General features: G+C 67.7%; 22 protein-coding genes and 1 riboswitch. Of the genes, 16 read left to right on the forward strand and 6 right to left on the reverse strand.

Annotation, left to right across the window (positions count from 1 at the left end):
* Positions 1 to 58 precede the first annotated feature (58 nt).
* From MRBLMD1_RS05260 to MRBLMD1_RS05270, 3 genes are read right to left on the reverse strand one after another with little or no spacing between them, the layout of a single operon-like run.
* Positions 59 to 1030 carry an NAD-dependent epimerase/dehydratase family protein gene (locus MRBLMD1_RS05260; RefSeq protein ID WP_224026404.1) on the reverse strand — a complete coding sequence of 324 codons (972 nt, stop codon included), beginning with the start codon at positions 1028 to 1030 and terminating at the stop codon, positions 59 to 61.
* Complete coding sequence (locus MRBLMD1_RS05265) at positions 1027 to 3729, reverse strand: alpha/beta fold hydrolase (RefSeq protein WP_364397931.1); 2703 nt, start codon at positions 3727 to 3729, stop codon at positions 1027 to 1029. The genes MRBLMD1_RS05260 and MRBLMD1_RS05265 overlap by 4 nt, the downstream gene beginning before the upstream one ends.
* On the reverse strand, positions 3723 to 4775 hold the full coding sequence (locus tag MRBLMD1_RS05270; protein ID WP_364398032.1) for a 3-oxoacyl-ACP synthase III: 1053 nt from the start codon (positions 4773 to 4775) through the stop codon (positions 3723 to 3725). The genes MRBLMD1_RS05265 and MRBLMD1_RS05270 overlap by 7 nt, the downstream gene beginning before the upstream one ends.
* A 199-nt stretch (positions 4776 to 4974) precedes the next feature.
* On the opposite strand from MRBLMD1_RS05270, the gene smc reads away from it, so the two are divergent.
* Together smc and ftsY are read left to right on the forward strand one after the other, a co-directional pair.
* Positions 4975 to 8562 carry a chromosome segregation protein SMC gene (gene smc / locus MRBLMD1_RS05275; RefSeq protein WP_364397933.1) on the forward strand — a complete coding sequence of 1196 codons (3588 nt, stop codon included), beginning with the start codon at positions 4975 to 4977 and terminating at the stop codon, positions 8560 to 8562.
* Between the two features lie 62 nt (positions 8563 to 8624).
* On the forward strand, positions 8625 to 9830 hold the full coding sequence (gene ftsY / locus MRBLMD1_RS05280) for a signal recognition particle-docking protein FtsY (RefSeq protein WP_364397935.1): 1206 nt from the start codon (positions 8625 to 8627) through the stop codon (positions 9828 to 9830).
* A gap of 9 nt (positions 9831 to 9839) precedes the next feature.
* On the opposite strand, the gene MRBLMD1_RS05285 is transcribed toward ftsY, so the two are convergent.
* On the reverse strand, positions 9840 to 11081 hold the full coding sequence (locus MRBLMD1_RS05285; protein WP_364397937.1) for an MFS transporter: 1242 nt from the start codon (positions 11079 to 11081) through the stop codon (positions 9840 to 9842).
* 226 nt (positions 11082 to 11307) lie between these two features.
* On the opposite strand from MRBLMD1_RS05285, the gene MRBLMD1_RS05290 reads away from it, so the two are divergent.
* Together MRBLMD1_RS05290 and MRBLMD1_RS05295 are read left to right on the forward strand one after the other, a co-directional pair.
* Positions 11308 to 12660 carry an ammonium transporter gene (locus MRBLMD1_RS05290; RefSeq protein ID WP_364397939.1) on the forward strand — a complete coding sequence of 451 codons (1353 nt, stop codon included), beginning with the start codon at positions 11308 to 11310 and terminating at the stop codon, positions 12658 to 12660.
* Positions 12657 to 12995, forward strand: a complete 339-nt coding sequence (locus MRBLMD1_RS05295; RefSeq protein ID WP_159631736.1) for a P-II family nitrogen regulator — start codon at positions 12657 to 12659, stop codon at positions 12993 to 12995. Before MRBLMD1_RS05290 ends, MRBLMD1_RS05295 begins: the two co-directional genes overlap by 4 nt.
* A gap of 97 nt (positions 12996 to 13092) precedes the next feature.
* Here the strand turns inward: MRBLMD1_RS05295 and MRBLMD1_RS05300 are convergent, their stop codons facing one another.
* Positions 13093 to 14496, reverse strand: coding sequence for a glucose-6-phosphate dehydrogenase (locus MRBLMD1_RS05300; RefSeq protein ID WP_364397941.1), 1404 nt, complete (start codon positions 14494 to 14496; stop codon positions 13093 to 13095).
* An 84-nt stretch (positions 14497 to 14580) separates the two neighbouring features.
* On the opposite strand from MRBLMD1_RS05300, the gene ffh reads away from it, so the two are divergent.
* Both ffh and MRBLMD1_RS05310 read left to right on the forward strand, forming a co-directional pair.
* Positions 14581 to 16164, forward strand: coding sequence for a signal recognition particle protein (ffh, locus tag MRBLMD1_RS05305; RefSeq protein ID WP_159631738.1), 1584 nt, complete (start codon positions 14581 to 14583; stop codon positions 16162 to 16164).
* A 97-nt stretch (positions 16165 to 16261) separates the two neighbouring features.
* Complete coding sequence (locus MRBLMD1_RS05310; protein ID WP_364397943.1) at positions 16262 to 16996, forward strand: alpha/beta hydrolase; 735 nt, start codon at positions 16262 to 16264, stop codon at positions 16994 to 16996.
* Here MRBLMD1_RS05310 and thiC read toward each other — a convergent pair.
* Positions 16993 to 18819, reverse strand: coding sequence for a phosphomethylpyrimidine synthase ThiC (gene thiC / locus MRBLMD1_RS05315; protein ID WP_414703665.1), 1827 nt, complete (start codon positions 18817 to 18819; stop codon positions 16993 to 16995). The two genes, MRBLMD1_RS05310 and thiC, sit on opposite strands and share 4 nt — an antisense overlap.
* A riboswitch (TPP riboswitch) is annotated at positions 18815 to 18922 on the reverse strand. Its footprint overlaps the gene before it by 5 nt.
* A 77-nt stretch (positions 18923 to 18999) precedes the next feature.
* On the opposite strand from thiC, the gene MRBLMD1_RS05320 reads away from it, so the two are divergent.
* The 10 genes from MRBLMD1_RS05320 (at position 19000) to lepB (MRBLMD1_RS05365) (ending at position 26223) form a co-directional block, all read left to right on the forward strand.
* Positions 19000 to 20082 carry an amidohydrolase family protein gene (locus tag MRBLMD1_RS05320; RefSeq protein ID WP_364397945.1) on the forward strand — a complete coding sequence of 361 codons (1083 nt, stop codon included), beginning with the start codon at positions 19000 to 19002 and terminating at the stop codon, positions 20080 to 20082.
* 98 nt (positions 20083 to 20180) lie between these two features.
* The gene (locus tag MRBLMD1_RS05325) at positions 20181 to 21056 is read left to right on the forward strand and encodes a VOC family protein (protein ID WP_141160153.1); all 876 of its coding nucleotides are present in this window, start codon (positions 20181 to 20183) and stop codon (positions 21054 to 21056) included.
* Positions 21057 to 21197: 141 nt separating this feature from the next.
* Positions 21198 to 21650, forward strand: coding sequence for a hypothetical protein (locus MRBLMD1_RS05330; RefSeq protein ID WP_224026396.1), 453 nt, complete (start codon positions 21198 to 21200; stop codon positions 21648 to 21650).
* A gap of 246 nt (positions 21651 to 21896) precedes the next feature.
* The gene (gene rpsP / locus MRBLMD1_RS05335) at positions 21897 to 22319 is read left to right on the forward strand and encodes a 30S ribosomal protein S16 (protein ID WP_043453174.1); all 423 of its coding nucleotides are present in this window, start codon (positions 21897 to 21899) and stop codon (positions 22317 to 22319) included.
* Position 22320: 1 nt separating this feature from the next.
* Positions 22321 to 22563 carry an RNA-binding protein gene (locus tag MRBLMD1_RS05340; RefSeq protein ID WP_013601399.1) on the forward strand — a complete coding sequence of 81 codons (243 nt, stop codon included), beginning with the start codon at positions 22321 to 22323 and terminating at the stop codon, positions 22561 to 22563.
* A 116-nt stretch (positions 22564 to 22679) separates the two neighbouring features.
* Positions 22680 to 23225 carry a ribosome maturation factor RimM gene (gene rimM / locus MRBLMD1_RS05345; RefSeq protein ID WP_364397948.1) on the forward strand — a complete coding sequence of 182 codons (546 nt, stop codon included), beginning with the start codon at positions 22680 to 22682 and terminating at the stop codon, positions 23223 to 23225.
* Entirely contained in the window at positions 23226 to 24038 is an 813-nt protein-coding gene (gene trmD / locus MRBLMD1_RS05350) for a tRNA (guanosine(37)-N1)-methyltransferase TrmD (RefSeq protein ID WP_364397950.1), read from the forward strand.
* Positions 24039 to 24272: 234 nt separating this feature from the next.
* Positions 24273 to 24632 (forward strand): 50S ribosomal protein L19, encoded by a 360-nt coding sequence (gene rplS, locus MRBLMD1_RS05355; protein ID WP_018768283.1) that lies wholly within the window; start codon positions 24273 to 24275, stop codon positions 24630 to 24632.
* Positions 24633 to 24717: 85 nt separating this feature from the next.
* Positions 24718 to 25395 (forward strand): signal peptidase I, encoded by a 678-nt coding sequence (gene lepB / locus MRBLMD1_RS05360; RefSeq protein ID WP_364397953.1) that lies wholly within the window; start codon positions 24718 to 24720, stop codon positions 25393 to 25395.
* A complete protein-coding gene (gene lepB / locus MRBLMD1_RS05365) occupies positions 25396 to 26223 on the forward strand; it encodes a signal peptidase I (protein WP_159631745.1) in 828 nt (275 codons plus the stop codon).
* The last annotated feature ends 2 nt before the right edge of the window (positions 26224 to 26225 follow it).

The following is a 26225-nucleotide window of genomic DNA, read 5'->3' on the forward strand; positions in this document are numbered from 1 at the left end:
CCATGAGCTGTCCCGGCAACGTCACGGGAGCCTGGCGCCCCAGCGCCGGTGAAGGGGCTCAGCGGGAGCGGTAGTAGTCCGCCAGCCGCTCAAGGCCTTCATCGATGGAGACGGCGGGAGTCCAGGCAAGGAGTTTTTGGGTCTCACGCTGATCGAACCAGTGTGCCGTGGACAGCTGTTCAGCAAGAAACCTGGTCATGGGCGGTTCGTCCTCTTTGCCGAGCCTGGGCCACGCTTTTTCCACCACTGATCCCGCAATCCGGGCAAGCTTTCCCGGTACGGACCACGACGGCGCGGGAACGCCCCCGGCGGCGCAGATGCCGGCAATCAGTTCGCCTACCGGCCGCGGTTCGCCATTGGTGACAACCAGCGCCCTCCCGTGGATTTCACTGATACGGTCCAGGGCCGCAACGATCGCCGCCGCCGCATTGTCCACATACGTGGTGTCGATAAGCGCAGCGCCCGCATCCAGCAGCGGCAGGCGGTTCCGGGCCGCCCGCGCCAGCACGCGTTCCACCAGCTGGGTGTCACCGGGTCCCCAGACCACGTGCGGCCGCACGGCGGCGACGCGGAAGCCCGGGGCGTCCGCGTCGAGGGCCAAAAGCTCCGCCTGCGCTTTGGTGCGGGCGTAGTCGCCGTGGGCGCGTGCCGGATCGGCCGGTTCTGCGCCGAGTCCGGCGATGGCGGCGCCTGAATTGGCCACCGACGGTGAGGAGACAAATACAAAGTCGCTGACTCCGGCTTCGCGCGCCGCCAGGACCAGGCGCCGCGTTCCCTCCACGTTCACCCGGTCAAACTCGTCGGCCCGGCCGGTGAAGGATACTTTGGCCGCGAGGTGGATGACTGCCTCGGTGTCCCTCACGGCAGTCCTGACGGCGGCGTCGTCGGTGAGCGAACCGCAATGGTCCGCCGCGCCGTCGATCTCTGAGGGACGCCGCTGGAAGGTGGTGACGGCGTGGCCCCTGCGCACCAGCAGCCCTGCCACTTCCCGCCCCAGCAGGCCGCTTGCCCCGGTGACCAGGATTTTCACGGCGCCACCCGCCTGCCGCCGGCCAGCACTGACGAGGCCCATTGGGCCAGCCGCGACCTGTCGATCTTTGCGTTGTGGCGGATGTCGGTGGGTTGCGCGGGGACAACCAGGACTGCCGCCACGGACACGCCTGCATCCTGGGCGGCGCTCCGTACCTTCCCAGCCATTTCCGTGCCCGCAGGGCCGGCCTTACGGGCCGGCGGTACGGTTTCGACGACGGCGGCGACGGCCTGGGTGCCCGGGGGGCCCACGCCCACGACGGCTGCCATCCGGACACCGTCCAGCCGTTCGATGGCCTGTTCGGCGCCGACCGGAGTGACCACTCCAGGGGGCGCCGTGATGATGTGCGCCAGGCGCCCTTCCACCCACAGGCGGCCATCGGCGTCGAAATGGCCCACATCTCCGGTGCGGTGCCAGCCGGCCGGCCCGGCGCTCGCCTGCCCGGTCAGCCAAAGCCTGTCGTAGCCGTCCTTGACGTGCGGCGCGCTGACCAGGATTTCCCCCGTTACCCCCGGTTCCGTCACCGGCTCAGCCCCCGGGGCGGTACCGTCGGCCGCCAACGGGATCACGGCTATGCGGGCGCCCTGGACGGGATGCCCTACGCAGACGCCGTTGCCGGCCCCTGGCGTTCTTCCGGCTTCGGCGTCGGCCGCCGCGGCCTGGATCTGTTCGAGGCTGATATCGGTGACAGGCAGGGCCTCGGTCATGCCGTAGGGGGTATGCAACGAGGCGGCGGGCAGCAGCTGCTGCACCTCCGCAAGGAGAGGTTCCGGAACCGGTGCGCCGGCAGAGAGCAGCAGCTGGACGCGGCCGAGTGCAGCGGTGCCCTCCGGGCTGAGGCCGTCCCGGGTGGCGACGACGTTGCGCAGGGCGGCAGGGGACGCGAAGACCACCGTGGCGTCGATGGCCGCTGCAGCATCGGCCAGGGCGCGCGCGGTCAAGGTCCGGGGCGCTGTGACATCCATGGCCGGCGTTACGGACACGGTTCCCAGCGCCGGCCCCAGCAAGGCGAACGGCGCAAAGCCTGCCACCAGCTTCTGGCCCGGCTTGATGCCGAAGGTTCCCGCCACGGTGTCCCGCATGGCCGCAAGCTGCCGGTGGGTGTACAACACGCCCTTGGCGGGACCGGTGGAGCCGGACGTGAAAAGGACGGCGGCCGGGGAGTCTGCGTCCGGGCTGGAGGCGGGAGCGGTGCCGGCAGCGGCACGCCCCGCGCCTGCCCTGGCCAGGGCGGCGAGTGAGGTCTCCGCCCCGAGGAGCCGGCGCCGACCTGCCGGCAGGTCCTGCACACTGATGCGCCTGGACGCCCAGCCCAGTGCCCGGGCAGCGGCAAGGGCTTTGTCAATCCCGATCAGGACATCGGGCGTCGCTCCCTTGACCGCCCGGCTCAGTCCCTTGGTGCCCAGGCCGGCGTCGGCAACCACCACCACGGCTCCCAGCCGTAGGCAGGCATACAGGGCCACGGTCAGGTCCACCCCGGGCGGGACCATCAGGCTCACCCGGCTGCCCGGTCCTACTCCGGCCCCCTGCAGGCCTGCGGAGAGGTGCCCGACGCTTTCTTCCAGCTGCCGCCAGGTGAGGGAGCGGGCCACCGTGCCATCCGGTGCCATTTCGACGACGGCCCTTCCGCCCGCGGACGGGCCGGCGGCCAACTCCCCAAGAAGCGTCCACAAGGGCGTGAAGCCACGGCCGTCAGCCGGGGCTGCGGGTCCAGTGACCGCGTCGCCTTCAGCAGCTGGGCCAGGGTCCGCTACACTGTCGCCGCCGTGCGTGACGCGGCCGGCAAGCCAGTCGAAGACCGCCGGCGCGATGTTCCGGTCCTCTGCCACCAGGTGCCCCGCACCCTCGTAGCGGTGCACGTCCGCGTGGGGGAGGCGGGTGAGCAGATCCTTCAGGTAGCGGTCGGAGAAGATGGGGTCCCGTGGGCCCCACAGCATCAGGACCGGCACCTCAAGGCCGCGCACGCCCTCCGCGACGCCGTTGAGGGCAGCAAAGCTGGGGTGTGAGGCGTCAACGGGAATGTCCGCCACGAAGTTGCCCACCCCCGCACGGCGTGGGGCGCTGCGGTACGGGGCCATGAAGGCGTTCCGCACGTCCGCGGGCAGCGGCGGGTGTGCCAGCGAATGCGTCACCCGCAGGAAAGCATCGGTAGTGGTGGTGCCCCACGGGTGCACGGCAGGGTGGAGGGCAAGGCGCAGCGCCGGCGGGATGGGGGAGCCGGCGGGCTGGTGGACGGCGGTGTTGGTCAGGACCACGCCGGCCAGTTGGTCGGTGTGGGCCAGCGCCCAGCCGAGGCTGATGACCCCGCCCCAGTCGTGGCCCACCGAGACCACGGGCCCTGCCAAGTCCAGGGCGGCGGTCACGTCGCCAAGGTCGTTGATCCTGTCCGCCAGCCGCCGGAAGGTCCCGGTCCGCTCGGAGAAACCCATGTCCAGCTGGTCCACGGCCACCACGCGCCACGGGTGCGCGGGATCCGATCCGGCGGCCAGCAGGCTCCGCCACAGGTAGGACCACGTGGGATTGCCGTGAACGCACAACAGGGTTCCCTGGGGAGCCAGGCCGCGGCGTGCCAGTTCCCCGCCATTGTCCAGCAGGTGCCAGCGGCGCACCGTGCCGGGGGAATCAGCCCCCGATGTGGAGGGGACATCGATGTGGCGCGACCACTCGGGGTTGACGCCCGGCCAGTCCGCGATCACCAAACGATTTCCAGCATTGCGGTGTTCAGGCCGGATCCGACGCCCATGCACAACACCCTGTCACCGCTGCCCAACGACTGCGCCTCGGCTGCGAGCGTCATGGGGAGCGATGCCGGACCCACATTGCCCCAGTGCGGGAACGTGATGGGCACCTTGTCCGGGTCCAGGTCGATCGCATCGATGATGGCCTGGGTGTAGGCGTTGCTGACCTGGTGCGTGACGTAGCGGTCCATCGCGGCCCAGTCCCATTCGGGCTGGGCTTCCTGCCATGCATCGACCACGAGCTGGAGGCCGCCGTCGAGCAGCCCCTTCGTGTCGGTGTTCATGCCGTCGATGCCGCCCACGCACAACTCGTGGTGCTCGGTGCCGGCGCGCATCACGCCGCCCACCACCCGGTGTGCTCCCGGGTGCTCGTCGGCGGGCCCCAGGACGGCCGCTGCCGCCCCGGATCCCAGGGTCAGGGTGGCGAACTCCCGGTTGAAGTCATCGCGCGTTGTCTCGGGCCGCTGCAGCCGGGCCAGGGTGGCCTCCTGCGTCAGCTGGGCGTCCTCGCCGTTGACAATGACGGCGTACCGTATCTGGCCCGAGTCGATCATGTTGGCTGCCAGGGTCAGGGCATTCACGAAGCCCAGGCAGGCGTTGGCAAGGTCGAAGTTCATGGCCGACGACGGCAGGCCCAGGCTGTGGTGGATCTTCACCGCCACTGAGGGTTCAAGGTTGCGCCGGGTCACCGAGGTGTTGATCAGCAGCCCAACGTCGGAGGTTTCGATGCCGGCCTCGGCGAGGGCCTTGGCGCCGGCTTCCACCGCGGCGTCGTCGAACGACGTTCCGGCAGCCCACCACCGGCGGTGCGTGATGCCCGCCACGCGCTCGAGCAGCCGCGGCGGAAACTTGAGCCGCTGCAGGGTCGATGCCAGCCGCCGGTCAAAGTCCGTGGAGCTCACAATCCTTGGAGCCTCGACGCTGCTCACCGAGAGCAGCGCGGTGTTGCTGTGGCGGAAGGTTGCATTACCTGCCAATTCAAGCCCCTCTTCGTTTTCGTCCCGCATTCCTGCGGTGACCGTACCCACATCTGCGCAGGCTCAAGAGCTTAACTATGCCTTTGCAGTGCCGGAACACGCATATCCGCCCCCGGTGCCCGTGCCGGTTCCCGGGTGCTGCTGCCGGGAAATGTCGGTCCTGCGCAGTAGATTGTAGTGACCCGGTTCCAGCAAAATGCCCCACCCGCTCCAGGAGACCAGAAAAGCCTTGCACCTCAAAAGCCTCACCGTCCGGGGGTTCAAGTCCTTTGCGTCCGCCACCACCTTCGACTTCGAACCCGGCGTCACCGCCGTTGTGGGTCCCAACGGATCCGGCAAGTCCAACGTGGTGGACGCCCTGGCGTGGGTCATGGGCGAGCAAGGGGCCAAAACCCTGCGCGGCGGCAAGATGGAGGACGTCATTTTTGCCGGCACGTCCGGGCGTCCGCCGCTGGGCCGCGCCCACGTTTCGCTCACCATCGACAATAACGATGGCGCACTCCCCATCGAGTACAGCGAAGTCACGATCTCCCGGACGCTGTTCCGGACGGGCGGATCCGAATATGCCATCAACGGTGCAGGCTGCCGCCTGCTGGACATCCAGGAACTGCTCTCCGATTCCGGCCTGGGCCGGGAAATGCACGTCATCGTGGGCCAAGGCCAGCTGGACCGCGTCCTGCACGCCACTCCCGAGGACCGCCGCGGCTTCATTGAGGAGGCTGCCGGGATCCTCAAGCACCGGCGCCGCAAGGAACGGACGGTACGGAAGCTCGAGGCCATGCAGGCCAACCTCCAGCGCCTGACCGACCTTACCGGGGAGATCCGGCGGCAGCTCACGCCCCTTGGGAAGCAGGCCGAGGTGGCCCGCCGCGCGCAGCGGGTCCAGTTCGACGTCCGGGACGCCCGGGCGCGCCTGCTCGCCGACGACCTGGTGCAGCTGCAGCAGGCCCTGGAGCAGGATGTGGCGGACGAAGCGGCGCTCAAGGCGCGCCGGACCGCCGTCGAGCAGGAACTCGAGGCCGGGCGCAGGCAGCAGGCAGCGTTGGAACAGCTCGCAGCCGAGGCCACACCGCGGCTCAATGCCGCCAGGGATACCTGGTACCGGTTGTCCACGGCCCGTGAACGGCTTCGGTCGCTCGGCTCGCTCGCCACGGAACGGAGCCGGCTGCTGGGTTCCGACGATGCCGCGCCGTCTTCCGGTCGGGACCCCGAACAGCTGGAGCGCCAGGCGGCCCGGGTGCGGCAGGAACTGGCCAAACTCGAACAGGACATCCAGTCCAGGCGGAGCACCCTGGACGCGGCCAGCGCAGCGAAGGTGGAAGCGGAGCGGGCCGCACAGGCCGAGGACCAGCGGCTCACCGCCCAGCTCCGTGCCGCAGCGGACCGGCGCGAGGGCCTGGCGCGGCTGGCCGGCCAGGTCGCGGCGGCCAGGTCCCGGGTGGAGTCCGCCCAGGCGGAACTTGGAAGGCTGCGCGAATCCCTTGCCGCCGGAACCGAACGCCGGGCCCGTGCCCAGGCCGAGTTCACGGCGCTGGAAAACCAGGTTGCCGGTGTGGAGGAGGGAGAGGAATCCCTTGACGCCGACTACGAGGCTGCCAGCGATGTCCTGGACGCCGTGCTGGGGGAGATCGCGGACCTCAAAGCCGCCGTCAACGAGGGGGTCCGCAAGCGGGACGCCCTCGCCGCGCGCCTCGATGCACTGAAGCTCGGCCTTGACCGCAAGGACGGTGCCAGGCACGTGCTGGAGTCCGGGCTCCCCGGCGTGCAGGAAAGCCTCGCTGCCGGGATCAGCGTGCAGGGAGGGTACGAGCCGGCCATCGCCGCCGCCCTGGGGGAAGCGTCAGAGGCAGTGCTCGTCCAGGACGGGGAGGCGGCGGCCGCTGTGCTGAGGCGGCTCAAGGACGACGACGCCGGGCGGGCGTCGCTGCTCCTCGCATCGGCACCGGAACCCCGCCAGGGGGATGGCGGGCAGGTGACGCTGCCTGAGGGAGCGCAGTGGGCCGCCGGCCTGGTCGATGGGCCTTCGGGGCACGTCGCCCTGGTCCGGCACCTGCTGTCCCGGACCGCCGTCGTACCCGGCATCGACGCCGCGGCTGCCCTGGTTGCCGCACTGCCGGACATGACCGCCGTCACCCGCGAAGGGGACGTCTTCACTGCCGTCTCCGCCACGGGCGGCTCTGCCAAGGCGCCGTCCCTCCTCGAGGTGCAGGCGGCCGTGGACGACGCCGGGCGCGGACTTTCCGCGGTCACGGCAGACCTGGAGCGGAACAGGTTCGCCCTGGCCGCCGCGGAGGCACGGCGCACGGGGGCGCAGGAGGAGGCGGACGCTGCGCTCGACAAACTGCACGAATCCGACGCCCGCCTCGCCGCCGTAGCCGAACGTTTGGGCCACCTGAACTCTGTCCTGCGCAGCGCCGTTGGCGAGAGCGAACGGCTGGCAGCGTCCCTGGCACGGGCCGAAGGCAACGTCGCGGCGGAGGAGGAAGCGCTCGCCGCCGTCGCTGCCCGGTTGGCCGCGGCGCAGGAAGCGCCGGTGGAAGAGGAGCCGTCCACGGAGCAGCGCGACGCCCTGGCGCGTGCAGCCTCCGCCGCCCGCGCGGCCGAGGTCGAGGCACGGTTGTCGCTGCGCAGTGCCGAAGAGCAATTGGTGGCCACCCGCAACAGGGTGGCGTCCCTGGAACGCGCCGCCGCCACCGAACGCCGCGCCCGTGAGGAGGCGGCAGAGCGCGCCCGCCGCCGCCGCATCCAGGCCCGGCGGGCGGCCGCCGTTTCCTCGGGGGTGGAACTGGCTCTTGGCTTTGTGGACGTCTCCGTGGACCGTGCGCGGCACGAACGGGACCTGGCCGAGGAGAACCGCGAACTCCGCGACCGCGGGCTGCGGGAGATCCGGGAGGCGAACGATGCCCTGGCCAGGGAGCTGGCCCAACTCACCGACAACGTGCACCGCGACGAACTCGCCCGCGCCCAGCAGCGCGCCAGGATCGAGGCGGTGGAAACCCGCTCCGTGGATGAGCTGGGCATCACCCCCGAAGCGCTGGTCAACGAATTCGGGCCGCACGTGCCGGTGCCCGTTCCGGCGGAGGAATCCGGTGACAAATGGGCGGCCCTGCGGGCCCCGGTTGACGCGGACGGGGAAGAGATCAGGGATGGCAAGCCCTATGTCCGGCAGGAGCAGGAGAAACGGCTGCGGAAGGCTGAGCGGGACCTCGCAAGCCTGGGCAAGGTCAACCCCCTGGCGCTGGAGGAATTCGCGGCGCTGGAGGAGCGGCACCAGTTCCTCAGCACCCAGCTTGAGGACCTGAAGGCGAGCCGGCGGGATCTGCTGGACATCATCAAGGAAGTGGATGACAGGGTCCAGCGGGTCTTTGCCGAAGCGTTCGAGGACACGCAGGCCCAGTTCGTCCGGGTTTTCGGGCGGCTCTTTCCCGGCGGCGAGGGACGCCTGGTCCTGACCGACCCGGCGGACATGCTCACCACCGGCATCGAAGTGGAGGCCCGTCCTGCCGGCAAGAAGATCAAGCGGCTGTCCCTGCTCTCCGGCGGCGAACGCTCCCTGACCGCAGTGGCGCTCCTGGTGGCCATCTTCAAGGCGCGGCCCTCGCCCTTCTACGTCATGGACGAGGTGGAGGCGGCCCTGGATGACACCAACCTCGGCCGGCTCATCACCATTTTCGAAGAACTCCGGGAATCCAGCCAGCTGATCGTCATCACGCACCAGAAGCGGACCATGGAAGTGGCGGACGCGCTGTACGGGGTCACCATGAGGGGCGACGGCGTCTCCACTGTCATCAGCCAGCGGTTGGGGGCCGAGGTATAGCGGCTGGTCAGCTGCCTGATAGCTGCCAGAAGCGGGCGGGCCGTTTGTGAGAAGCTAGGGGAGTGAATGACATCCTTCCCATTGTTCTGTCCATTCTTGCTGCGCTTGTGGTCATCGGCGGGCTGATTCCGGTCCTGCTGAAGACGCGGAGGAACATCACCCGCTACCCGGGCACCAGGGATGCCAACGACCCCGAAATCCGCTCCGGCGGAAGCACGGCGGTGGCGGACCGCGAAGGAACCATCGAAGGCAGGGCTCCGGAGGGTGTGGACCTCGACGGGCTGGACACCACCACCGTCCCGGACAATGCGGCCGGGCTGGAAACCATTCCCGTCGAAACCCCGCTGCCCGTCGCCGGCCGCCTGGCCCGGCTCCGGGAACGGCTGGCCCGCTCCAACAACGTCATGGGCAAGGGCCTGCTGGCGCTGCTGTCCAGCGACCGGATCGACGAGAGCGTCTGGGATGAAGTGGAGGAAACCCTCCTGCTCGCGGACCTGGGCACCGAACCCACCATGCAGCTGGTTGACGCCCTCCGGGAGCGCGTCAAGGTACTGGGCACCCGCACCCCCGAACACGTCAAGACCATGCTCCGGGAAGAACTCATCAAGCTTGTGGACCCCACTATGGACCGCAGCCTCAACGTACAGCGGCATGCCGACAAGCCCGCCGTGATGATGGTGGTGGGCGTGAACGGCGTGGGCAAGACCACCACCGTGGGCAAACTGGCCCGTGTGCTGGTGGCCGAGGACAAGGACGTCCTGCTGGGCGCCGCGGACACGTTCCGCGCCGCTGCCGCTGAGCAGTTGGCCACGTGGGGCCAGCGCGTGGGCGTTCCCACCGTGAAGTCGGACATCGACGGCGCCGACCCCGCCTCGGTTGCCTACGAAGCAGTGAAGGCCGGCATCGAGCAGGAAGTCGACGTGGTCATGATCGACACCGCCGGCCGCCTGCAGAACAAGGTGGGCCTGATGGACGAACTGGGCAAGGTCAAGCGCGTCGTGGAGAAGCTGGCCGAGGTGGACGAGGTCTTGCTGGTGCTCGATGCCACCACCGGCCAGAACGGACTCAACCAGGCGCGGGTCTTCTCGGAGGTGGTCAACATCACCGGCATCGTCCTGACCAAGCTGGACGGAACCGCGAAGGGCGGCATCGTCGTCGCCATCCAGAAGACCCTCGGCGTGCCCGTCAAGCTCATCGGGCTGGGCGAAGGCGCCGACGACCTTGCCCCCTTTGACACCGAAGGCTTTGTTGACGCCCTGCTGAACTGACAGGGGCGCCTAGGAACCGGCCGCGCGCAGTGTCTCGCGGGTGGGCAGCCAGCCGGCGGCAGCAAGGAGCATGACCCCGCCGGTCACGCCGAAAGCCCAGCCGAACCCCAACATGTCCGCGAGCATGCCCGCCACGAGCGGCCCAACGATCGCTCCGACGTCGGACGTCATCTGGTACACCGCCAGCACCTTGCCCCCGGACCGCCCGTTGCCAATGACATCGGCGACGGCGGCCTGCTGGGCGGGACCGAAAAGTCCGGACCCCACGCCGGCGAGCGTCGACGCTGCCAGGAACCAGGGCAGGTCTGAGGTGATGCCGATGGCTGCGGTGGACAGGGCCGCCACCAGGAGGCCGGAGATCATCATGGGCTTGCGCCCCACGGAGTCCGCCAGCCGTCCCGAGAAGGTCAGGGCAGCGGCGTTGCCGGCAGCAAATACTGCCAGTGCCAGGCCGGCGGCCTGCGGACCTGCCCCGAAGGCCGCCGCAGCGAACAGCGGCACCGTTGCCATCCGGACGCCAAAGGTCGCCCACCCATTGGCAAAGCTGGAGACCAGGGCGGACCTGTACGTTCCGGCAGCCAGCGCTTCGCCAAAGCGCATGTCCGGGGCGCGGTCCTGTACCTCGGCACCTCCCCGGCGCTGGTGGCTCAGCTGGGTCTGGACGACGAATGCGGCCACAAGCAGTGCGGCGGCGTAGGCAAGGAACGGGACCCGCAGGCCCAGTCCCGCCAGCAGGCCGCCCACGATCGGCCCGCACACATTTCCGATCAGGAAGGCCGACGCGTAGGCCCCCGAGACCCTGCCCCTGCTTTGGGGCGGCGCCAGCCGGACCACCAGGGCCATCGATGCCACCGTGAACATCACAGACCCGGCCCCGCCCAGCCCGCGGAAGAGCAGCAGCTGCCAGTAGTCCTGGGCAAAGGCGCACGCCGCAGTGGACAGCGCCACGATCAGCAGCCCGGCAACGTAGATGGGGCGTTCCCCGCGCCTGCCGATCAGGGCGCCGCCGGCAGGGGCGAATGCAAGGCGCATGAAAGCGAAGATGGCCACGATGACAGCGGCCTCAGTGTTCCCCACACCGAAGGTTGTTGCGAATTGCGGCAATACCGGCGCAACAAGCCCGAAGCCAAGCGCGATCAGGAACGCCGCGGCCAGCATCACCTTAATGTCCCGGGGGAGTTTCTCCCGCTGGGGCCTCAGCCGGGCCAAAAACCTCGAAGTGGCGCCTCTTGAGCGGGGTGGTGCCGTCATGGTGCAGGAGTCCTTGCTGGAAAGGGAGCCGGGTGGCTGCGCGGGTGCGGAAACATAACCGTAACAAGGCGGATATGCACCATTTACTTCCTAGAGGTTGTTGTAACAGGCCCGCAATCTAAATCCTCCGCGGGCGAAACACGCCGCCCACACACTCATTACAGGACGCAAAAAGGCGTTGGCAGGCGGAGTATTCCGCAAGATTCGATGAGAGAGGACGTGCACCATGGAACTTACCGCAGGTCACGTTTGGGTCATGGTAGCGGCAGCTCTCGTGCTGTTCATGACACCCGGTCTGGCATTTTTCTACGGCGGCATGACCCGCGCCAAGGCAGCCCTGAACATGATGATGATGAGCTTCATCTCCATCGGCATGGTGGGCGTTGTCTGGGTCCTGTGGGGCGCCTCCATGAGCTCCGGGGAAGGGTTCATGGAAATTGTGGGCAACCCGTTCGCCACATTCGGCCTTGAAGGGATCACCACCCCTGACGGGCTGATCAAGGTGGGCTACGCAGCCACCTTCGCCATTATCACCGTGGCCCTGATCAGCGGCGCCATCGCCGACCGCGCCAAGTTCGGCGCCTGGTCCGTGTTCGTTCCCATCTGGGTCACGCTGGTGTACTGCCCGTTGGCCTACATGGTGTGGGGCGGCGGCCTCTTCGGCCCCGAAGGCGCCATCGGCAAGGCCCTCGGCCCGGCCATCGACTTCGCCGGCGGCACCGTGGTCCACATCAACGCAGGTGTGGCAGCACTGATCCTGGTCCTGATCATCGGCAACCGCAGGGGCTTCGGCAAGGACCCCAACCACCGCCCGCACAACATCCCGTTCGTCATGCTCGGCGCAGCCATCCTGTGGTTCGGCTGGTTCGGCTTCAACGGCGGCGCGGCCACCACTGCCGAACAGGGCGGCCTCATCTGGATCAACACCCTCGCAGCCCCGGCCGCGGCCATGCTCGGCTGGCTCGTCACCGAGCGCATCCGCGACGGACACCCCACCTCGCTCGGTGCCGCGTCCGGCGTCGTGGCCGGCCTCGTGGCCATCACCCCCGCCTGCGCCAACGTCAGCCCGGTCGGTGCCCTTGGCCTCGGCGTGGTCGCCGGTGTCGCCTCAGCCCTCGCCGTGGGACTCAAGTTCCGCTGGGGCTTCGATGACTCCCTGGACGTCGTCGGCGTCCACCTCGTCTCAGGCATCATCGGCACCGTGGCCCTGGGCTTCATCGCACTGCCCACCGACGGTGTTGGCGGCGGCCTCTTCTACGGCGGCGGACTCACCCAGCTGTGGGCGCAGCTCGCGGCAGCCGGCATCGCGATTGCCTACTCAGCGGTCCTGACGTCCATCATTGCGCTGGCCATCCACAAGACCATGGGCTTCCGGGTCTCGCAGGAACAGGAAACGGTGGGTGTGGACCTCAGCCTGCACGCCGAGACTGCCTACGAGTTCGGTCTCAGCGGCCACGGTGGAAGCTTCCAGCCGCTGCACGACATGATCACCGGCAAGGGCCAGGGCGAGACGGTCCAGGCAGCACCGGGTGCGCAAAAGGCACAGCCGGCAACAGGTAAGGAAAGCGTGGGGGCATGAAACTGATCACTGCAATCGTCAGGCCGGAAAAGCTCGAAGCCATCAGGGAGGGCCTGGAAGCCTACGGCGTGCAGGGCCTGACCGTCAGCGCGGCAAGCGGGTACGGCCGGCAGCGCGGGTACACCGAGGTCTACCGCGGAGCGGAATACAACGTGGACCTCCTGCCCAAGATCCGGGTGGAAGTCCTGGCCACTGACGAACAGGCCGACGACATCCTGGACGTGATCATTGCCAGTTCCAACACCGGCCGGGCCGGGGACGGCAAGGTCTGGACCATGGACGTCCATGAGGCAGTGCGCGTCCGGACCGGGGAACGCGGAGTGGCCGCCATCTAGGCGGGGCGGCACGGTCCCCTGCAGGGCAACAACTGAAGAGTGATACAGGACGGGCGGGAACCGAAAGGTTCCCGCCCGTCCTGTCTGCCGTGAAGGCTCAGTCCTTGTGCCGGTTGGTGGGCCATGACGCCGGCCCGGCCGATCCGGCGTCGTACTCCTCCAGGGGAACTTTGCCCTGTTCCCAGGCCTTGAGCACGGGCTCGACAATCCGCCAGCAGTCCTCGGCAGTGTCGCTCCGGACGGACAGCAGCGGGTCGCCGGTCAGGACACCTTCGAGCACTTCACCGTAGGGCAGGAGGTCGGAGGCGCTCAGTTCCGCTTCCAGGGTGACCCGGCCCAGGCTGAAAATGTTCCCGGGACCGTTGACGTCGACGTCGAACTCCAGCGTGTCGGGACCGAAACCGATCCGCAGCTGGTTGGGGGAGTCCACCCCGGTAAAGCCCTGCGGGAGGTGGGGCACCGGAAGGAAGGTGACCACCGCTTCCTTCCGCTTGTCGCCCAGGGCCTTGCCCGAGCGGAGGATGAAGGGGACGCCCCGCCAGCGCCAGTTGTCGATGTCCACCTGGATCTCGGCGAGGGTTTCCGTGCCCCGGGCCGGGTCCACCCCGTCCTCCTTGGCATAGTCCGGCACCTCCTTGCCTGCCACGGAACCCGCCGTGTAGCGGGCCCGCCGCGTTGAGTCGGTGAAGGGGGTCCTGACGCTGCTGGCGCGGAGGACGGCGGAGACCGCGTCCCGGAGGTCGCGCTCGCCGATGGTGGCGGGCGGTTCAATCGCCATGATGGCCATGACCTGCAGGAGGTGGCTCTGGATCATGTCGCGGAGCGCGCCGGCGCCGTCGTAGTAGCGGGCACGCCCTTCCAGCGCCAGGTCCTCGTCGAAGAAGATCTCTACCTTTTCCACGTGCTGCCGGTTCCACACGGGTTCAAGGAAGTTGTTGGCGAACCGCAGGCCCAGGATGTTCAGGACCGTGGCCTTGCCCAAAAAGTGGTCCACCCGGTGGATGTGGTCCTCCGGGACAAGGCGGCTTAGGGTCCGGTTCAGGGAACGGGCCGACTCCTCACTGGAGCCGAACGGCTTCTCCATCACCAGGCGGGTGCCTTCCGGAACCTCCGCCGGCTGGAGCGTCTCGCAGGCCAGCTGGCTGATCCGGGGCGGAAGGGCGAAGTAGACGGCCACCGGGCCGTGCAGCCCGGCGAGCAGGGCGGCAAGGGCACCCTTGGCCGTGACGTCCACCTGATGGTAGGCCGTCTCCTTCTGCATGGCCTCCAGGGCGTCCTTCCCCGGCTGGTCAGCTGTGCCGGCCGCCGCGGCAAAGGACGACTCCACCCGCTCCCGCCATTGTTCCGGTGTCCACGGATCCGAACCTGCGCCCACCAGGCTGAGGCCCTCCGCCCGGCCTGCCGCAACAAGGCGGGCGAGGCCCGGCAGGAGGAGCCGGCCCGTGAGGTCGCCCGAGGCGCCGAGGATGAGCAGGGTCTTGACAGTTGTTTGGCTCGTCATTTTGCCAGCATGCCATCTACCGTGCCTGACTTGATACCCTAGATAGTCGAGTCCCGATCATCTCCTGAAAGAAGTTCACGGCGCGTGTTCAATTCACTCTCTGACCGGTTGACAGCAACCTTCAAGAATCTCCGCGGCAAGGGCCGCCTGACGGAGGCCGATGTTGATGCCACTGTCCGCGAGATCCGCCGTGCCCTTTTGGACGCCGACGTCGCCGTTCCGGTGGTCCGTGAATTCACGGGCCGCGTCCGCGAACGCGCACTCGGCGCCGAGGTTTCGGCTGCCCTGAACCCCAGCCAGCAGATCGTCAAGATCGTCAACGAGGAACTCGTGGAGATCCTCGGCGGCGAGACCCGGCGGATCCGGCTGGCAAAGAACGGCCCCACCGTCATCATGCTGGCCGGCCTCCAGGGTGCGGGCAAGACCACCCTGGCCGGCAAGCTGTCCAAGTGGCTGAAGGCCCAGGGCCACAGCCCCCTGCTGGTGGCGTGCGACCTCCAGCGCCCCAACGCCGTCACCCAGCTCCAGGTGGTGGGCCAGCGCGCCAACGTGCCGGTCTTCGCCCCGCACCCGGGAGCCACCTCCACGGAGCTGGACCAGCCCGCCGGTGACCCGGTCGCCGTCGCGCGCGCCGGTGTGGAGGAAGCACGCCAGAAGCTGCACGACGTCGTCATCGTGGACACCGCCGGCCGCCTTGGCGTGGACGCCGGCATGATGGAGCAGGCCCGCCAGATCCGCCGGGCCATCGTCCCCAACGAAGTCCTGTTCGTGATCGACTCCATGATCGGCCAGGACGCCGTCAACACGGCCCTGGCGTTCGACGAAGGCGTGAACTTCACCGGCATCGTGCTGTCCAAGCTCGACGGCGATGCCCGCGGTGGTGCCGCACTGTCCGTTGCGTCGGTCACCGGCAAGCCGGTCATGTTCGCTTCCACCGGTGAAGGCCTGGACGACTTCGAGCTGTTCCACCCGGACCGGATGGCCTCGCGCATCCTGGACATGGGCGACATCCTCACGCTCATCGAGCAGGCCGAAAAGGCCTGGGACAAAGACGAAGCTGCCCGCATGGCGAAGAAGTTCGCCGACCAGGAAGACTTCACCCTCGAAGACTTCCTGGCCCAGATGCAGCAGATCCGCAACATGGGCTCTATGAAGAAGATGCTCATGATGATGCCGGGCGCGCAGAACATCCGGCAGCAGCTCGAACAGTTCGACGAGCGGGAGATTGACCGCGTCGAGGCGATCGTCCGGTCCATGACCCCCCACGAGCGGCTGGCCCCCAAGATCATCAACGGCTCACGGCGCGCCCGCATCGCCCGTGGTTCCGGTGTCCACGTCTCCGAGGTCAATGGCCTGCTGGAGCGCTTCGCCCAGGCCCAGAAGATGATGAAGAAGATGGCACAGGGCGGCATGCCGGGAATGCCCGGGATGCCCGGCCTGCCCGGAGCCGGCGGCGGTGCGCGCAAGAATGCCAAGAACGCGCCGAAAAAGAAGCCGAAGTCGGGAAACCCGGCCAAGGCTGCGCAGGAGCGCAAGGAGGCCGAGGCCCGCCGGGCCAACGCTGCCAAGGCACTGCCCACCGGCGCGGCCTTCGGCCAGCAGGGCGGCGATTTCGACCCGTCCCAGCTGAACCTTCCCAAGGGCTTCGACAAGTTCATGGGCAAGTAGCAACCAACTGAGTAGCGCCAGGTGTCGTTTTGACCGGTCAAAACGACACCTCGCGCTACTTACTTGGGATGCCGGCACCGTGGAATAGGGTTGGGATATGTTCAAGCAGAGGGTAGTGTTCGTGCACGGCGCCGGTACCTTTGGCGCCGCCGCATGGCCCCGCCAGCACGGCATGGGACTTGCCTATGATGCCCTGTTCCTCCGCAGGCACGGCTACGATTCCGCCGCGGAGCCGCTGGAATCCTCCTTCGCGGAAGACACCGCGATCATCCTAAGGTCGCTTGCCGACGATGGCCGCGGGGCCGCCGGCGGACATGTGGTGGCGCACTCCCAGGGGGCGATCCCCGCCATGATGGCCGCGGTGGAACGTCCCGACCTGGTCTTTTCCCTGACCCTGGTGGAACCGGCCTGCTTGTCGCTGACGGCGGAACTGCCGGCCACGGCCGCGCATATCAGCCTGATGCAGCCGCTTTTCGACGTCCGCCACCAGCTCAGTGACGACGACTTCCAGCGCGAATTCGTCCGCCGCGTCTACGCCACCGACCTCCAGCAGCCGGCCACCATCGAGGAAAAACGCTCCGCCCGCAGGCTGCGCCTTCAGGCGCCGTCCTGGGATGCGCCGCTGCATATTGTTCCCGGTGTCCCCACGCTGGTCCTGTCCGGTGGCTGGGAGCCGCTTTATGAGGAAATTGCCGGGTACCTCAAGGAGACCGGTGCCCTGCACCGCGTTGCCGCGGGAGGGCACCGGCCCCAGGACTCCCTGGACGGGGACCGGGCCATCCGCCAGTTCATCAGCGGGGTCAGCCGAAGCCAGCCCGCCCGGGCGTCCTAGCTGCCGGCAGCGACCGTCGGTTCCGGCAGGTACACCTTGCCGCCCTTGGCCAGGAACTCCTGGCTCTTCTCCCGCATGCCGGATGCCATGTCCGCCAGTGCCGCCTGCGAGTCTGCCGACCCGTATTCGTCACGGATGTCCTGGCTGATCCGCATGGAGCAGAACTTGGGGCCGCACATGGAACAGAAGTGCGCCGTCTTGGCCGGTTCAGCGGGAAGCGTCTCGTCGTGGAACGCCTCCGCGGTCACAGGATCCAGGGACAGGGCGAACTGGTCGCGCCAGCGGAATTCGAACCGTGCCTTGGACAGGGCGTCGTCCCGTTCGTGCGCCCCCGGGTGGCCCTTGGCCAGGTCCGCCGCGTGCGCCGCGATCTTGTAGGTGATGACACCCGTCTTGACGTCGTCCTTGTTGGGCAGGCCCAGGTGTTCCTTCGGCGTGACGTAGCAGAGCATGGCGGTCCCGTACCGGGCAATCTCGGTGGCGCCGATTGCCGACGTGATGTGGTCGTAGCCGGGAGCGATGTCGGTGACCAGCGGGCCCAAGGTATAGAAGGGCGCACCCTTGCACAGCTCCTGCTGCCGTTCCACGTTCTCACGGACCAGGTGGAAGGGAACGTGGCCGGGCCCCTCCACCATCACCTGGACGTCGTATTCCCAGGCCCGCTGCGTCAGCTCGGCGAGCGTGTCCAGCTCCGCGAACTGCGCGGCGTCGTTGGCGTCCGCCGTGGAACCAGGGCGGAGGCCGTCACCCAGGGAGAAGGCGACGTCGTATTTGGCGAAGATTTCACACAGCTCGTCGAAGTGCGTGTACAGGAAGTTCTCCTGGTGGTGGGCCAGGCACCAGCCGGCCATGATGGAGCCGCCGCGCGACACGATGCCGGTCACCCGGTTGGCCGTGAGCGGGACATAGCGGAGCAGCACGCCGGCGTGGATGGTCATGTAGTCCACACCCTGCTCGCACTGTTCGATCACGGTGTCGCGGAAGATCTCCCATGTGAGTGCGTTGGCCTCGCCGTTGACCTTTTCCAGCGCCTGGTAGATCGGCACCGTCCCGATCGGCACGGGGGAGTTGCGGATGATCCACTCCCGCGTGGTGTGGATGTCGTCGCCGGTGGAGAGGTCCATGACGGTGTCGGCACCCCACTGAGTGGCCCACTGCAGCTTGTCCACCTCCTCCGCGATGGAGCTCGTCACCGCGGAGTTGCCAATGTTCGCGTTGATTTTCACCAGGAAAGCCTTGCCAATGATCATCGGCTCGGATTCCGGATGGTTGATGTTGTTCGGGATGATGGCCCTGCCGGCGGCAACCTCGCTGCGGACCAGTTCAACGTCGCAGTTTTCGCGCAGCGCCACGAAGCGCATTTCCTGCGTGACGATTCCCTGCCGGGCATAGTGCATCTGCGTCACCGTCCGGCCGTCGACGGCGCGGCGTGGCACCGGCTGTGCGCCCTTCCACTCCGCGGAGGCAGCGCCGCGGCGCACGGCCGAGCGGCCGTCGTCGAGCAGGTTGCGCTCCCGGCCGCCGTAGGGCTCGGTGTCCCCGCGCGCGGCGATCCACTCTGCGCGGAAGGGCTGCAGCCCGCGGACGGGGTCGCTGCCGGGTCCGGCAGTCCGGTAGGTCCGGAAGGGTGCGTTCGGCTGGCCGTTGGGTGACGGCTCAAGGGAAATTTCCGTCACCGGTACCCGGATCCCGGACGCCTCGTCCGCAAGGTAGGCGAGGGAATGGGACTTCAGTGACTGGGTTACCTGCGGAACTGATGTGTCGCCGGGCTCCCCGGCGGACGGCAGCAGGGCAGGGTTCAACTGGGTGTTTTGCGTACTCAAGGGAATACTCACTTCCTTCGCCGGCATTACCCGGACAGGTTCAACGGTCGCAGGCTGCGTCAGCCCGATCTCAGCCCCTGCAAGGGCACCCGTGTGGTCAGGAACGAAGCTACCACAGGCCCCTGACCCAGGCTTGTCATAATTGCGGTGCTAGCCTGACCGGGCATCGAAAGGAGCCCCATGGCAGACATCATCCACTTCCGTGGACCCGTCCTGACCGCGCCGGACCGGGTGCGGCATGGACTGTGGTCGGTGGACGGAAGGCTCACGTTCAACAAGCCGGACACTCCTCCCGGCCGGGTACTCGACGGATGGGTCCTGCCGGGCTTCGTGGACGCCCACTGCCACATCGGCCTGGGCCCCGCAGGCCCCGTGGAGCCCGCAGCCGCCAGGGACCAGGCGCAGGCGGACCTCAACGCCGGAACCCTCTTGGTCCGGGATGCCGGCTCGCCGGCGGATACCCGCTGGATGCAGGGTGGCAGGGACTTCCCGGTGTTGATCCGTGCCGGGCGCCATATCGCCCGGACGCGCCGTTACCTGCGGGGCTTCGCTGAGGAAGTTGAACCGGACGGCCTCGTGGAGGCCGTCCGCAAGCAGGCGCGCGACGGCGACGGCTGGGTCAAGCTGGTGGGTGACTGGATTGACCGCAGCGCCGGTGACCTGGCGCCGTCGTTTCCCGCCGCCGTCGTCCGCGATGCCGTCCAGGCGGCGCACGACGAAGGCGCCAGGGTGACGGCGCACTGCTTCGCCGAAGACACCCTGGACCAGGTGCTGGACGCCGGCATCGACTGCGTCGAGCACGCCACCGGGCTCCTGTCCCGCCACCTGCCCCGGTTCGTGGAGCAGGGCGTACCGATCGTGCCCACGCTCATCAATATCGCCACCTTCCCCGACATTGCCGCCCAGGCGGACGCGAAATTCCCGCGCTATGCAGCCCACATGCGCGCCTTATGGGAACGCAGGCTCGAGCGGGTGGCGGAAGCCCACGCAGCGGGTGTGCGCATCTTTGCCGGCACCGATGCCGGCAGCGTGATCCGGCACGGCGGGATCACCGACGAAATCCTCGCCCTGCACGCCGCCGGCCTCCCCATGGACGCGGCCCTCGACTCCGCCTGCTGGGCAGCACGCAGCTGGCTGGGAGCGGATGGAGTGGAAGAGGGGGCCCGCGCCGACGTCGTCGTATGCCGGGAAGATCCGCGGGCTGTACCGGAGGCCATTACGGCGCTGGAGCACGTGGTGCTGGGCGGGCGGATCATTCGCTGACAAACGGTTCACGGGGACTTGGAATAAATTGAAGCTTCAAGTAATTTTAATAGGTGACAGGCCGCCAATGGGACGGCCGCCAATGCAAGGAGCCTTCAATGACCGCATCAGCCAGCAGCCAGGATCTTCTTCCTGCCGACCTCGCCATGGGCACCGTGATGCTCAAAGTGGGCGACATGAAGGTCATGACCGACTACTACCAGCGTGCGCTGGGCCTTGAGGTGGTGGCGGAGCAGGACGGCGGGCTCTACCTTGGCCGCCTGGGCCGGCCGTTGGTCCACCTTGCGCCGGCTCCCGGACTGCACCTTCCCGGCAGGGGAGAGGCGGGCCTGTTCCACACCGCGCTGCTCTTCGAGGACCAGGCCTCCCTGGCCGCGACCGTCGCCACTGCTGCCCAGTACGAGCCGCGGGCCTTCACGGGCAGTGCCGACCACCTGGTCAGCGAAGCCTTCTACTTCACCGACCCCGAGGGCAACGGCATCGAGCTGTACTGGGACCGCCCCCGCAGCAACTGGTCCTGGAACGGGACCGACGTGGTCATGGACAGCCTGGCGCTTCCGCCGCAGCGCTACCTTGAGCAGTACCTCACCGAGGAGTCCCTGGAAGGCCAGCGGCAGACGGCGGCCGGCGTAGGCCACGTCCACCTCCAGGTTGGCGATGTGCAGACCGCCCGCGACTTCTATGTGGGAACGCTCGGTTTCGAAAAGACCGCGGGTTGGCACGGGCAGGCACTGTTCGTCTCCGCAGGCCGCTACCACCACCACATGGCCATGAACGTCTGGAACAGCCGCGGCGCAGGTCCGCGCAAGGACACCCTTGGGCTGGGTGAGGTGCTCATCGAGGTTCCGTCAGGGGACGACGTCGGGGCGCTGACCGACCGCCTGAAGGTTGCCGGGGTGCCCGCCCACCATACCGGTTCGGAACTCAGGTTCGAGGACCCGTGGCGGAACCGGATCCGCGTGGCCGTCCGCTGATTAATCCCGCTCCGGGCCACGCTGCGCGGGCGGACCGCGGGTGTGCGCCGGCCGCCCCGCAGCTACTAGGCTGATCCCGTACGGCCGGGCGGCAGGCAGCGCCCGGCGCGCAGCTCCGCCAACGGAAGAAGGGCACCAGCCATGGGCTTCACCGAGATCTTTGTCGCCACCCATGACGCCGCGCTGAAACGCGCCGGCCTCCTTGATGAAGGACGCGGCTCCGCGGACGGCGCTGCTGCCGGCCAGGCCGTGCGGATCCAGGGCATCAGCGACTTCGAGGTGGAGCAGCTCGGCGATCTTGCCGGGACGGCCGTCCACGCCGGCGGGGCCGATTATGAGCTGACCATGGTCGATGTCGCCAGCGACTCCCTCCTTGCCGTTCCGCCGGCAATGGTCCGGGCCCTGGCCGACCTGCTCACCTATGAAACCGAGGGCGAAGGCAACGTCCTTGACGACGTGGCGGAGCAATGGGCCGCCCAGGAGGACATGCCGTTTGATGCCGCCCAGGCGCGGACGTACGTGCAGCAGCTGGCGGAACTTGCTGCCGGAATCGACGATTCCGAACGGACCGGGCTGTACGTCTGGTCCGCCTGACCCTTCCCGGTCCGTTTTCGGAACTGCCCTGCGGGCCGCAGGCAGTCTTCGGGCGGCCTGCGGCGCCACGGACGGCAGTGCCAAGTCGAAATAACAGCGCTCATCTGGCACAATAAACAGGTACTCGATCTGCGTGGCCCCTCTCTCCGCGTCCGGATCCTGTCCTTCGAGCCCGCAAGTATGGCCCGCCCCACGGGTGCAGAACGCCGGGTTCACCCCTTTTCTGAAACAGGAGTGACCACAAAAGTGGCCGTAAAGATTCGCCTTAAGCGCTTCGGCAAGATGCGCGCCCCGTACTACCGCATCGTCGTCGCGGACTCACGCACCAAGCGTGACGGCCGCGCCATCGAGGAAATCGGCAAGTACCACCCCACCGAAGAGCCCTCGTTCATCGAGGTCAACTCCGAGCGTGCACAGTACTGGCTGTCCGTCGGCGCCCAGCCGTCCGAGCAGGTTGCCGCGATCCTGAAGATCACCGGTGACTGGCAGAAGTTCAAGGGCCTGCCGGGCCAGGAAGGCACCCTCAAGACCAAGGTCGAGAAGGAAGCTTTCGTTGCCCCGGAAAAGGGCTCGGTCATCATCCCGGAAGCCATCACCAAGAAGGCTTCCAAGTCTGACGCTGCCGAGGCCCCGGCCGACGCCGAAGCTGAGACCACCGAGGCTGAGTAGATTGCTGGCAGAAGCGCTGGAGCACCTGGTCCGCGGAATCGTTGATTCCCCGGACGACGTCAAGGTCAGTTCCAAGAGCAACCGCCGCGGGGACACCCTCGAGGTGCGCGTTCACCAGGACGACCTCGGACGGGTGATTGGCCGCCAGGGCCGCACCGCGCGCGCTTTGCGCACCGTGGTGGCTGCACTGGCCGGCGGCGAACCGGTACGGGTCGACGTCGTCGACACCGACCGTCGCCGCTGAGCGCTCGGCAATACCACTTTTTGCTCCGGCCCCTCCACCACCAGGTGGAGGGGCCGGAGTTCTTTCACAACAAAGTGCTTTCAGTAGAAACACCACAACGCGGAACAGAGGAACAGATGCAGCTACAGGTGGCACGGATTGGCAAGCCGCACGGCATTCGCGGGGAAGTCACCGTCCAGGTGTTGACCGACGCCCCGGAGGACAGGTTTGTCCCCGGAACGGAGTTCGTGGTCCAGCCTGCCTCGGCCGGTCCCCTGACCGTGAGCAGTGCGCGCTGGAACAAGGACATCCTGCTGCTCGGTTTTGAGGAAGTGGCGGACCGGAACCGTGCCGAAACCCTCCGCGGAGCCAAGCTCTTCATCGAAACCGAAGAGCTGGACGAGGACGACGACGAGGGCTGGTACGAGCACGAACTGGTCGGCCTGGAAGCACGGGTCGGGTCCCAGGTGGTGGGCAAAGTGACAGCCCTGAACACCATGCCGGTCCAGGACCTGCTGGTGGTCACCACCCCGGGCGGCGACGAAATCCTCATCCCGTTCGTGGAGCAGATCGTCCCTGAGGTGAACATCGAGGAAGGCTTCATCCTCCTCACCCCGCCGGACGGCCTTTTCGACGTCAACTCGGACGAAGCCGCCGCCCCGGAAGCCGAAGGCAACGCCTAGATGCGGATCGACGTCGTCAGTATCTTCCCCGAATACCTTGCCCCGCTCGAACTCTCATTGATCGGCAAGGCCCGCCAGGACGGCATCCTGGACCTGCACGTCCACGACCTGCGCAGCTTCACCGCGGACAAGCACCGTTCCGTCGACGACACCCCGTACGGCGGCGGCGCCGGCATGGTCATGAAGCCCGAGCCCTGGGCTCAGGCACTCGCGGCAGTGGCCGACGGGCGCCCGGACCCGGACCGCAAGCCCGTGCTGATCGTCCCCTCGCCCGCCGGCGAGCGGTTCACCCAGGCCCTTGCTTACGAACTGGCTGAGGAACAGCACCTCGCGTTTGCGTGCGGACGGTACGAGGGCATCGATGAGCGGGTCATCGAATGGGCGCAGGAGCACTTCACTGTCCGTCCGGTGAGCCTGGGCGACTACGTCCTCAACGGCGGGGAAGTGGCCGTCCTGGCCATGGTGGAGGCCATTGGCCGCCTGCTGCCCGGGGTGGTGGGAAATCCCGAGTCGCTGGTGGAGGAATCCCACTCGGACGGGCTCCTGGAGTACCCGGTCTACACCAAGCCCTCCGTCTGGCGGGACCGCGAAGTGCCCCCGGTGCTCCTCAGCGGCAACCACGGCCGGATCGCCCAGTGGCGCCGCCACGAACAGTACCGCCGCACCGCGGAGCGCCGTCCGGACCTGCTGGAAGGGTTCGATGCCGGCAGCCTCCCGCGCGCCGACCGCATCGAACTGCACAACCTTGGTTACGACGTCGTGGACGGCAGGCTTGCCCGCCGGCCCGGGATGGCAGCTGAACGCCAGGACTAGCGCCGCCGGAATTGGCGTAACCCTGCCGTTATGGCAAAATTAACCCTTGTGTCTGCTGGGTCCGCACCTGCCACAGGGGGTTGCGCGGCCAACAGCCGGACAACCGGCCCCATCAACCCTTGAAGCGGCCGGAGACTTTACTTCGGCGGCGAGACCCGGCCTGCATTCCAGCAGCCCGACTTGCCTGCCGTGACCCAAAGTGAATGACCTGTGGCGTTCACCAGGAGTGCAATTATGCATATTCTCGATTCCGTCGATGCAGCCTCGCTGCGCAACGATGTTCCCGAATTCCGCGCGGGTGACACCCTCAAGGTGCACGTGAACATCATCGAAGGCAAGAACACCCGTGTCCAGGTTTTCCAGGGTTTCGTCCTGGGCCGCCAGGGTGACGGCGTGCGCGAAACCTTCACCGTCCGCAAGGTTTCCTTCGGTGTCGGCGTGGAGCGTACCTTCCCGGTGCACTCCCCGATCATCGAAAAGATCGAGGTTGTCACCAAGGGTGACGTCCGCCGCGCCAAGCTGTACTACATGCGTGCACTGCGTGGCAAGGCCGCCAAGATCAAGGAAAAGCGCGACTTCAGCTCCGCCAAGTAAGTCCTTACCCGGATTTACCACCAGGCAGGAGCGCGGCCGTAGCCGGCAAGCGCCGGAGCAATGCACCAGCGCCAGGATACGGACCATGCACCAGACAAAACGCCAGCCCCGCAAAATGGGCTGGCGTTTTGTTTTTCTTGCCCTGCTCCTTGCCGTCGCCATCAGCGGGTTGGTGAGGTCCCTGTGGCTCGATGTCTACTTCATTCCATCCGAGTCCATGGAGCCGCTCCTGGAAGGCGGGGACCGGATCCTGGTCTCGCGCACCGACTTCCAGGCCGAGCCCATTCGGCACGGGGACGTTGTGGTCTTCGACGGTCGCGGCAGCTTTGCGCCCCTGAACAGCGGCAAGGGCTCACTGGTGGACGCCGCAGCCTCCGCCATGCAATGGCTCGGGCTGACCGGCAGCGACACCACCTACGTCAAGCGGGTGATCGGCCTCCCCGGTGACACGGTGGTCTGCTGCGACGCCGGCGGAAAGGTCACCGTGAACGGGGCTGCCCTGGATGAGCCCTACATTTTCCCGGGGGATGCGCCAAGTACGCAGAAGTTCAACACCGTGGTTCCCGAAGGCAGGCTGTGGCTGATGGGGGACCACCGTTCGGTGTCCGCCGATTCACGGAGCCTGCTCGGCGCCCCCGGCGGCGGACTCGTCCCGCTGGACCGGGTCATCGGCAGGCCGGTCCAGATCCTCTGGCCGCTTGATAGATTTGCCCCAGTAGCACGGCCGCCCGCACCGGGGCCGACAACACAGAACGGACGGTAAATGCCCGAGAACCACGCGCGGAAACCTGAGCCCCGCCACGACGGCGCTTCAGAAGTACCGGCCGTTCCAGTTTCCTCCACGCCCGCCGAGGGTCCGGAGGCGTCAGAACCCGTCCACCGGCGGGACCGGCAGGGGTCCAAAGCTGCCGGGAAGTCCGCCGGCAATCCCTTGCTGGGATGGCTGAAGGAAATTGCCACCGTGGTGGTCATCGCGGTGGTGTTGTCCTTCCTCATCAAGACCTTCCTGTTCCGGGCCTTCTTCATCCCCTCCGAGTCCATGGTGAACACCCTGGACGTGGATGACCGGATCTTCGTCAACCTCCTGGTCCCCGAGCCCTTTGCCCTCAGCCGCGGGGACGTTGTGGTGTTCCGTGACACCAAGGGCTGGCTCGGTCCCGCCCCGGCCAAGGCACAGGGCCCGTTCACCTGGGTTCAGGACGGCCTGACCTTCGTAGGCCTCCTGCCGGACAATTCAGAGCAGCACCTGGTCAAGCGGGTCATCGGACTGCCGGGCGACCACGTGGTCTGCTGTGACGCGGGCGGTAAACTGACCATTAACGGGACCTCCGTCGACGAGACCTACATCAATCCCGCCGAAGTCCCGCAGGTCCGCAACTTTGACGTCACCGTCCCGGAGGGCAAGGTGTGGGTGATGGGTGATAACCGGAACCACTCTGCGGACTCCCGCGCGCACATGGAGACCGACGGCGGATTCGTCGACCTCAAGGACCTCGAGGGCAAGGCCGCAATCATCGCGTGGCCGCTGAACAGGATCAAGACGCTGGACAACTACCCGGACGTTTTCAAGAACGTGCCGGCGGCCCGCTGACC

The organism is Pseudarthrobacter sp. LMD1-1-1.1, assembly GCF_040676255.1.
GTDB lineage: Bacteria > Actinomycetota > Actinomycetes > Actinomycetales > Micrococcaceae > Arthrobacter.

Bases quoted from the DNA above. Each gene is read 5' to 3' on its own strand.
- MRBLMD1_RS05270 (WP_364398032.1), bottom strand. From the start codon at position 4,775: ATGCGGGACGAAAACGAAGAGGGGCTTGAATTGGCAGGTAATGCAACC.
- MRBLMD1_RS05285 (WP_364397937.1), bottom strand. From the start codon at position 11,081: ATGACGGCACCACCCCGCTCAAGAGGCGCCACTTCGAGGTTTTTGGCC.
- MRBLMD1_RS05290 (WP_364397939.1), top strand. From the start codon at position 11,308: ATGGAACTTACCGCAGGTCACGTTTGGGTCATGGTAGCGGCAGCTCTC.
- MRBLMD1_RS05295 (WP_159631736.1), top strand. From the start codon at position 12,657: ATGAAACTGATCACTGCAATCGTCAGGCCGGAAAAGCTCGAAGCCATC.
- MRBLMD1_RS05300 (WP_364397941.1), bottom strand. From the start codon at position 14,496: ATGACGAGCCAAACAACTGTCAAGACCCTGCTCATCCTCGGCGCCTCG.
- MRBLMD1_RS05310 (WP_364397943.1), top strand. From the start codon at position 16,262: ATGTTCAAGCAGAGGGTAGTGTTCGTGCACGGCGCCGGTACCTTTGGC.
- MRBLMD1_RS05320 (WP_364397945.1), top strand. From the start codon at position 19,000: ATGGCAGACATCATCCACTTCCGTGGACCCGTCCTGACCGCGCCGGAC.
- MRBLMD1_RS05325 (WP_141160153.1), top strand. From the start codon at position 20,181: ATGACCGCATCAGCCAGCAGCCAGGATCTTCTTCCTGCCGACCTCGCC.
- MRBLMD1_RS05330 (WP_224026396.1), top strand. From the start codon at position 21,198: ATGGGCTTCACCGAGATCTTTGTCGCCACCCATGACGCCGCGCTGAAA.
- rimM (WP_364397948.1), top strand. From the start codon at position 22,680: ATGCAGCTACAGGTGGCACGGATTGGCAAGCCGCACGGCATTCGCGGG.
- trmD (WP_364397950.1), top strand. From the start codon at position 23,226: ATGCGGATCGACGTCGTCAGTATCTTCCCCGAATACCTTGCCCCGCTC.
- rplS (WP_018768283.1), top strand. From the start codon at position 24,273: ATGCATATTCTCGATTCCGTCGATGCAGCCTCGCTGCGCAACGATGTT.
- lepB (WP_364397953.1), top strand. From the start codon at position 24,718: ATGCACCAGACAAAACGCCAGCCCCGCAAAATGGGCTGGCGTTTTGTT.
- lepB (WP_159631745.1), top strand. From the start codon at position 25,396: ATGCCCGAGAACCACGCGCGGAAACCTGAGCCCCGCCACGACGGCGCT.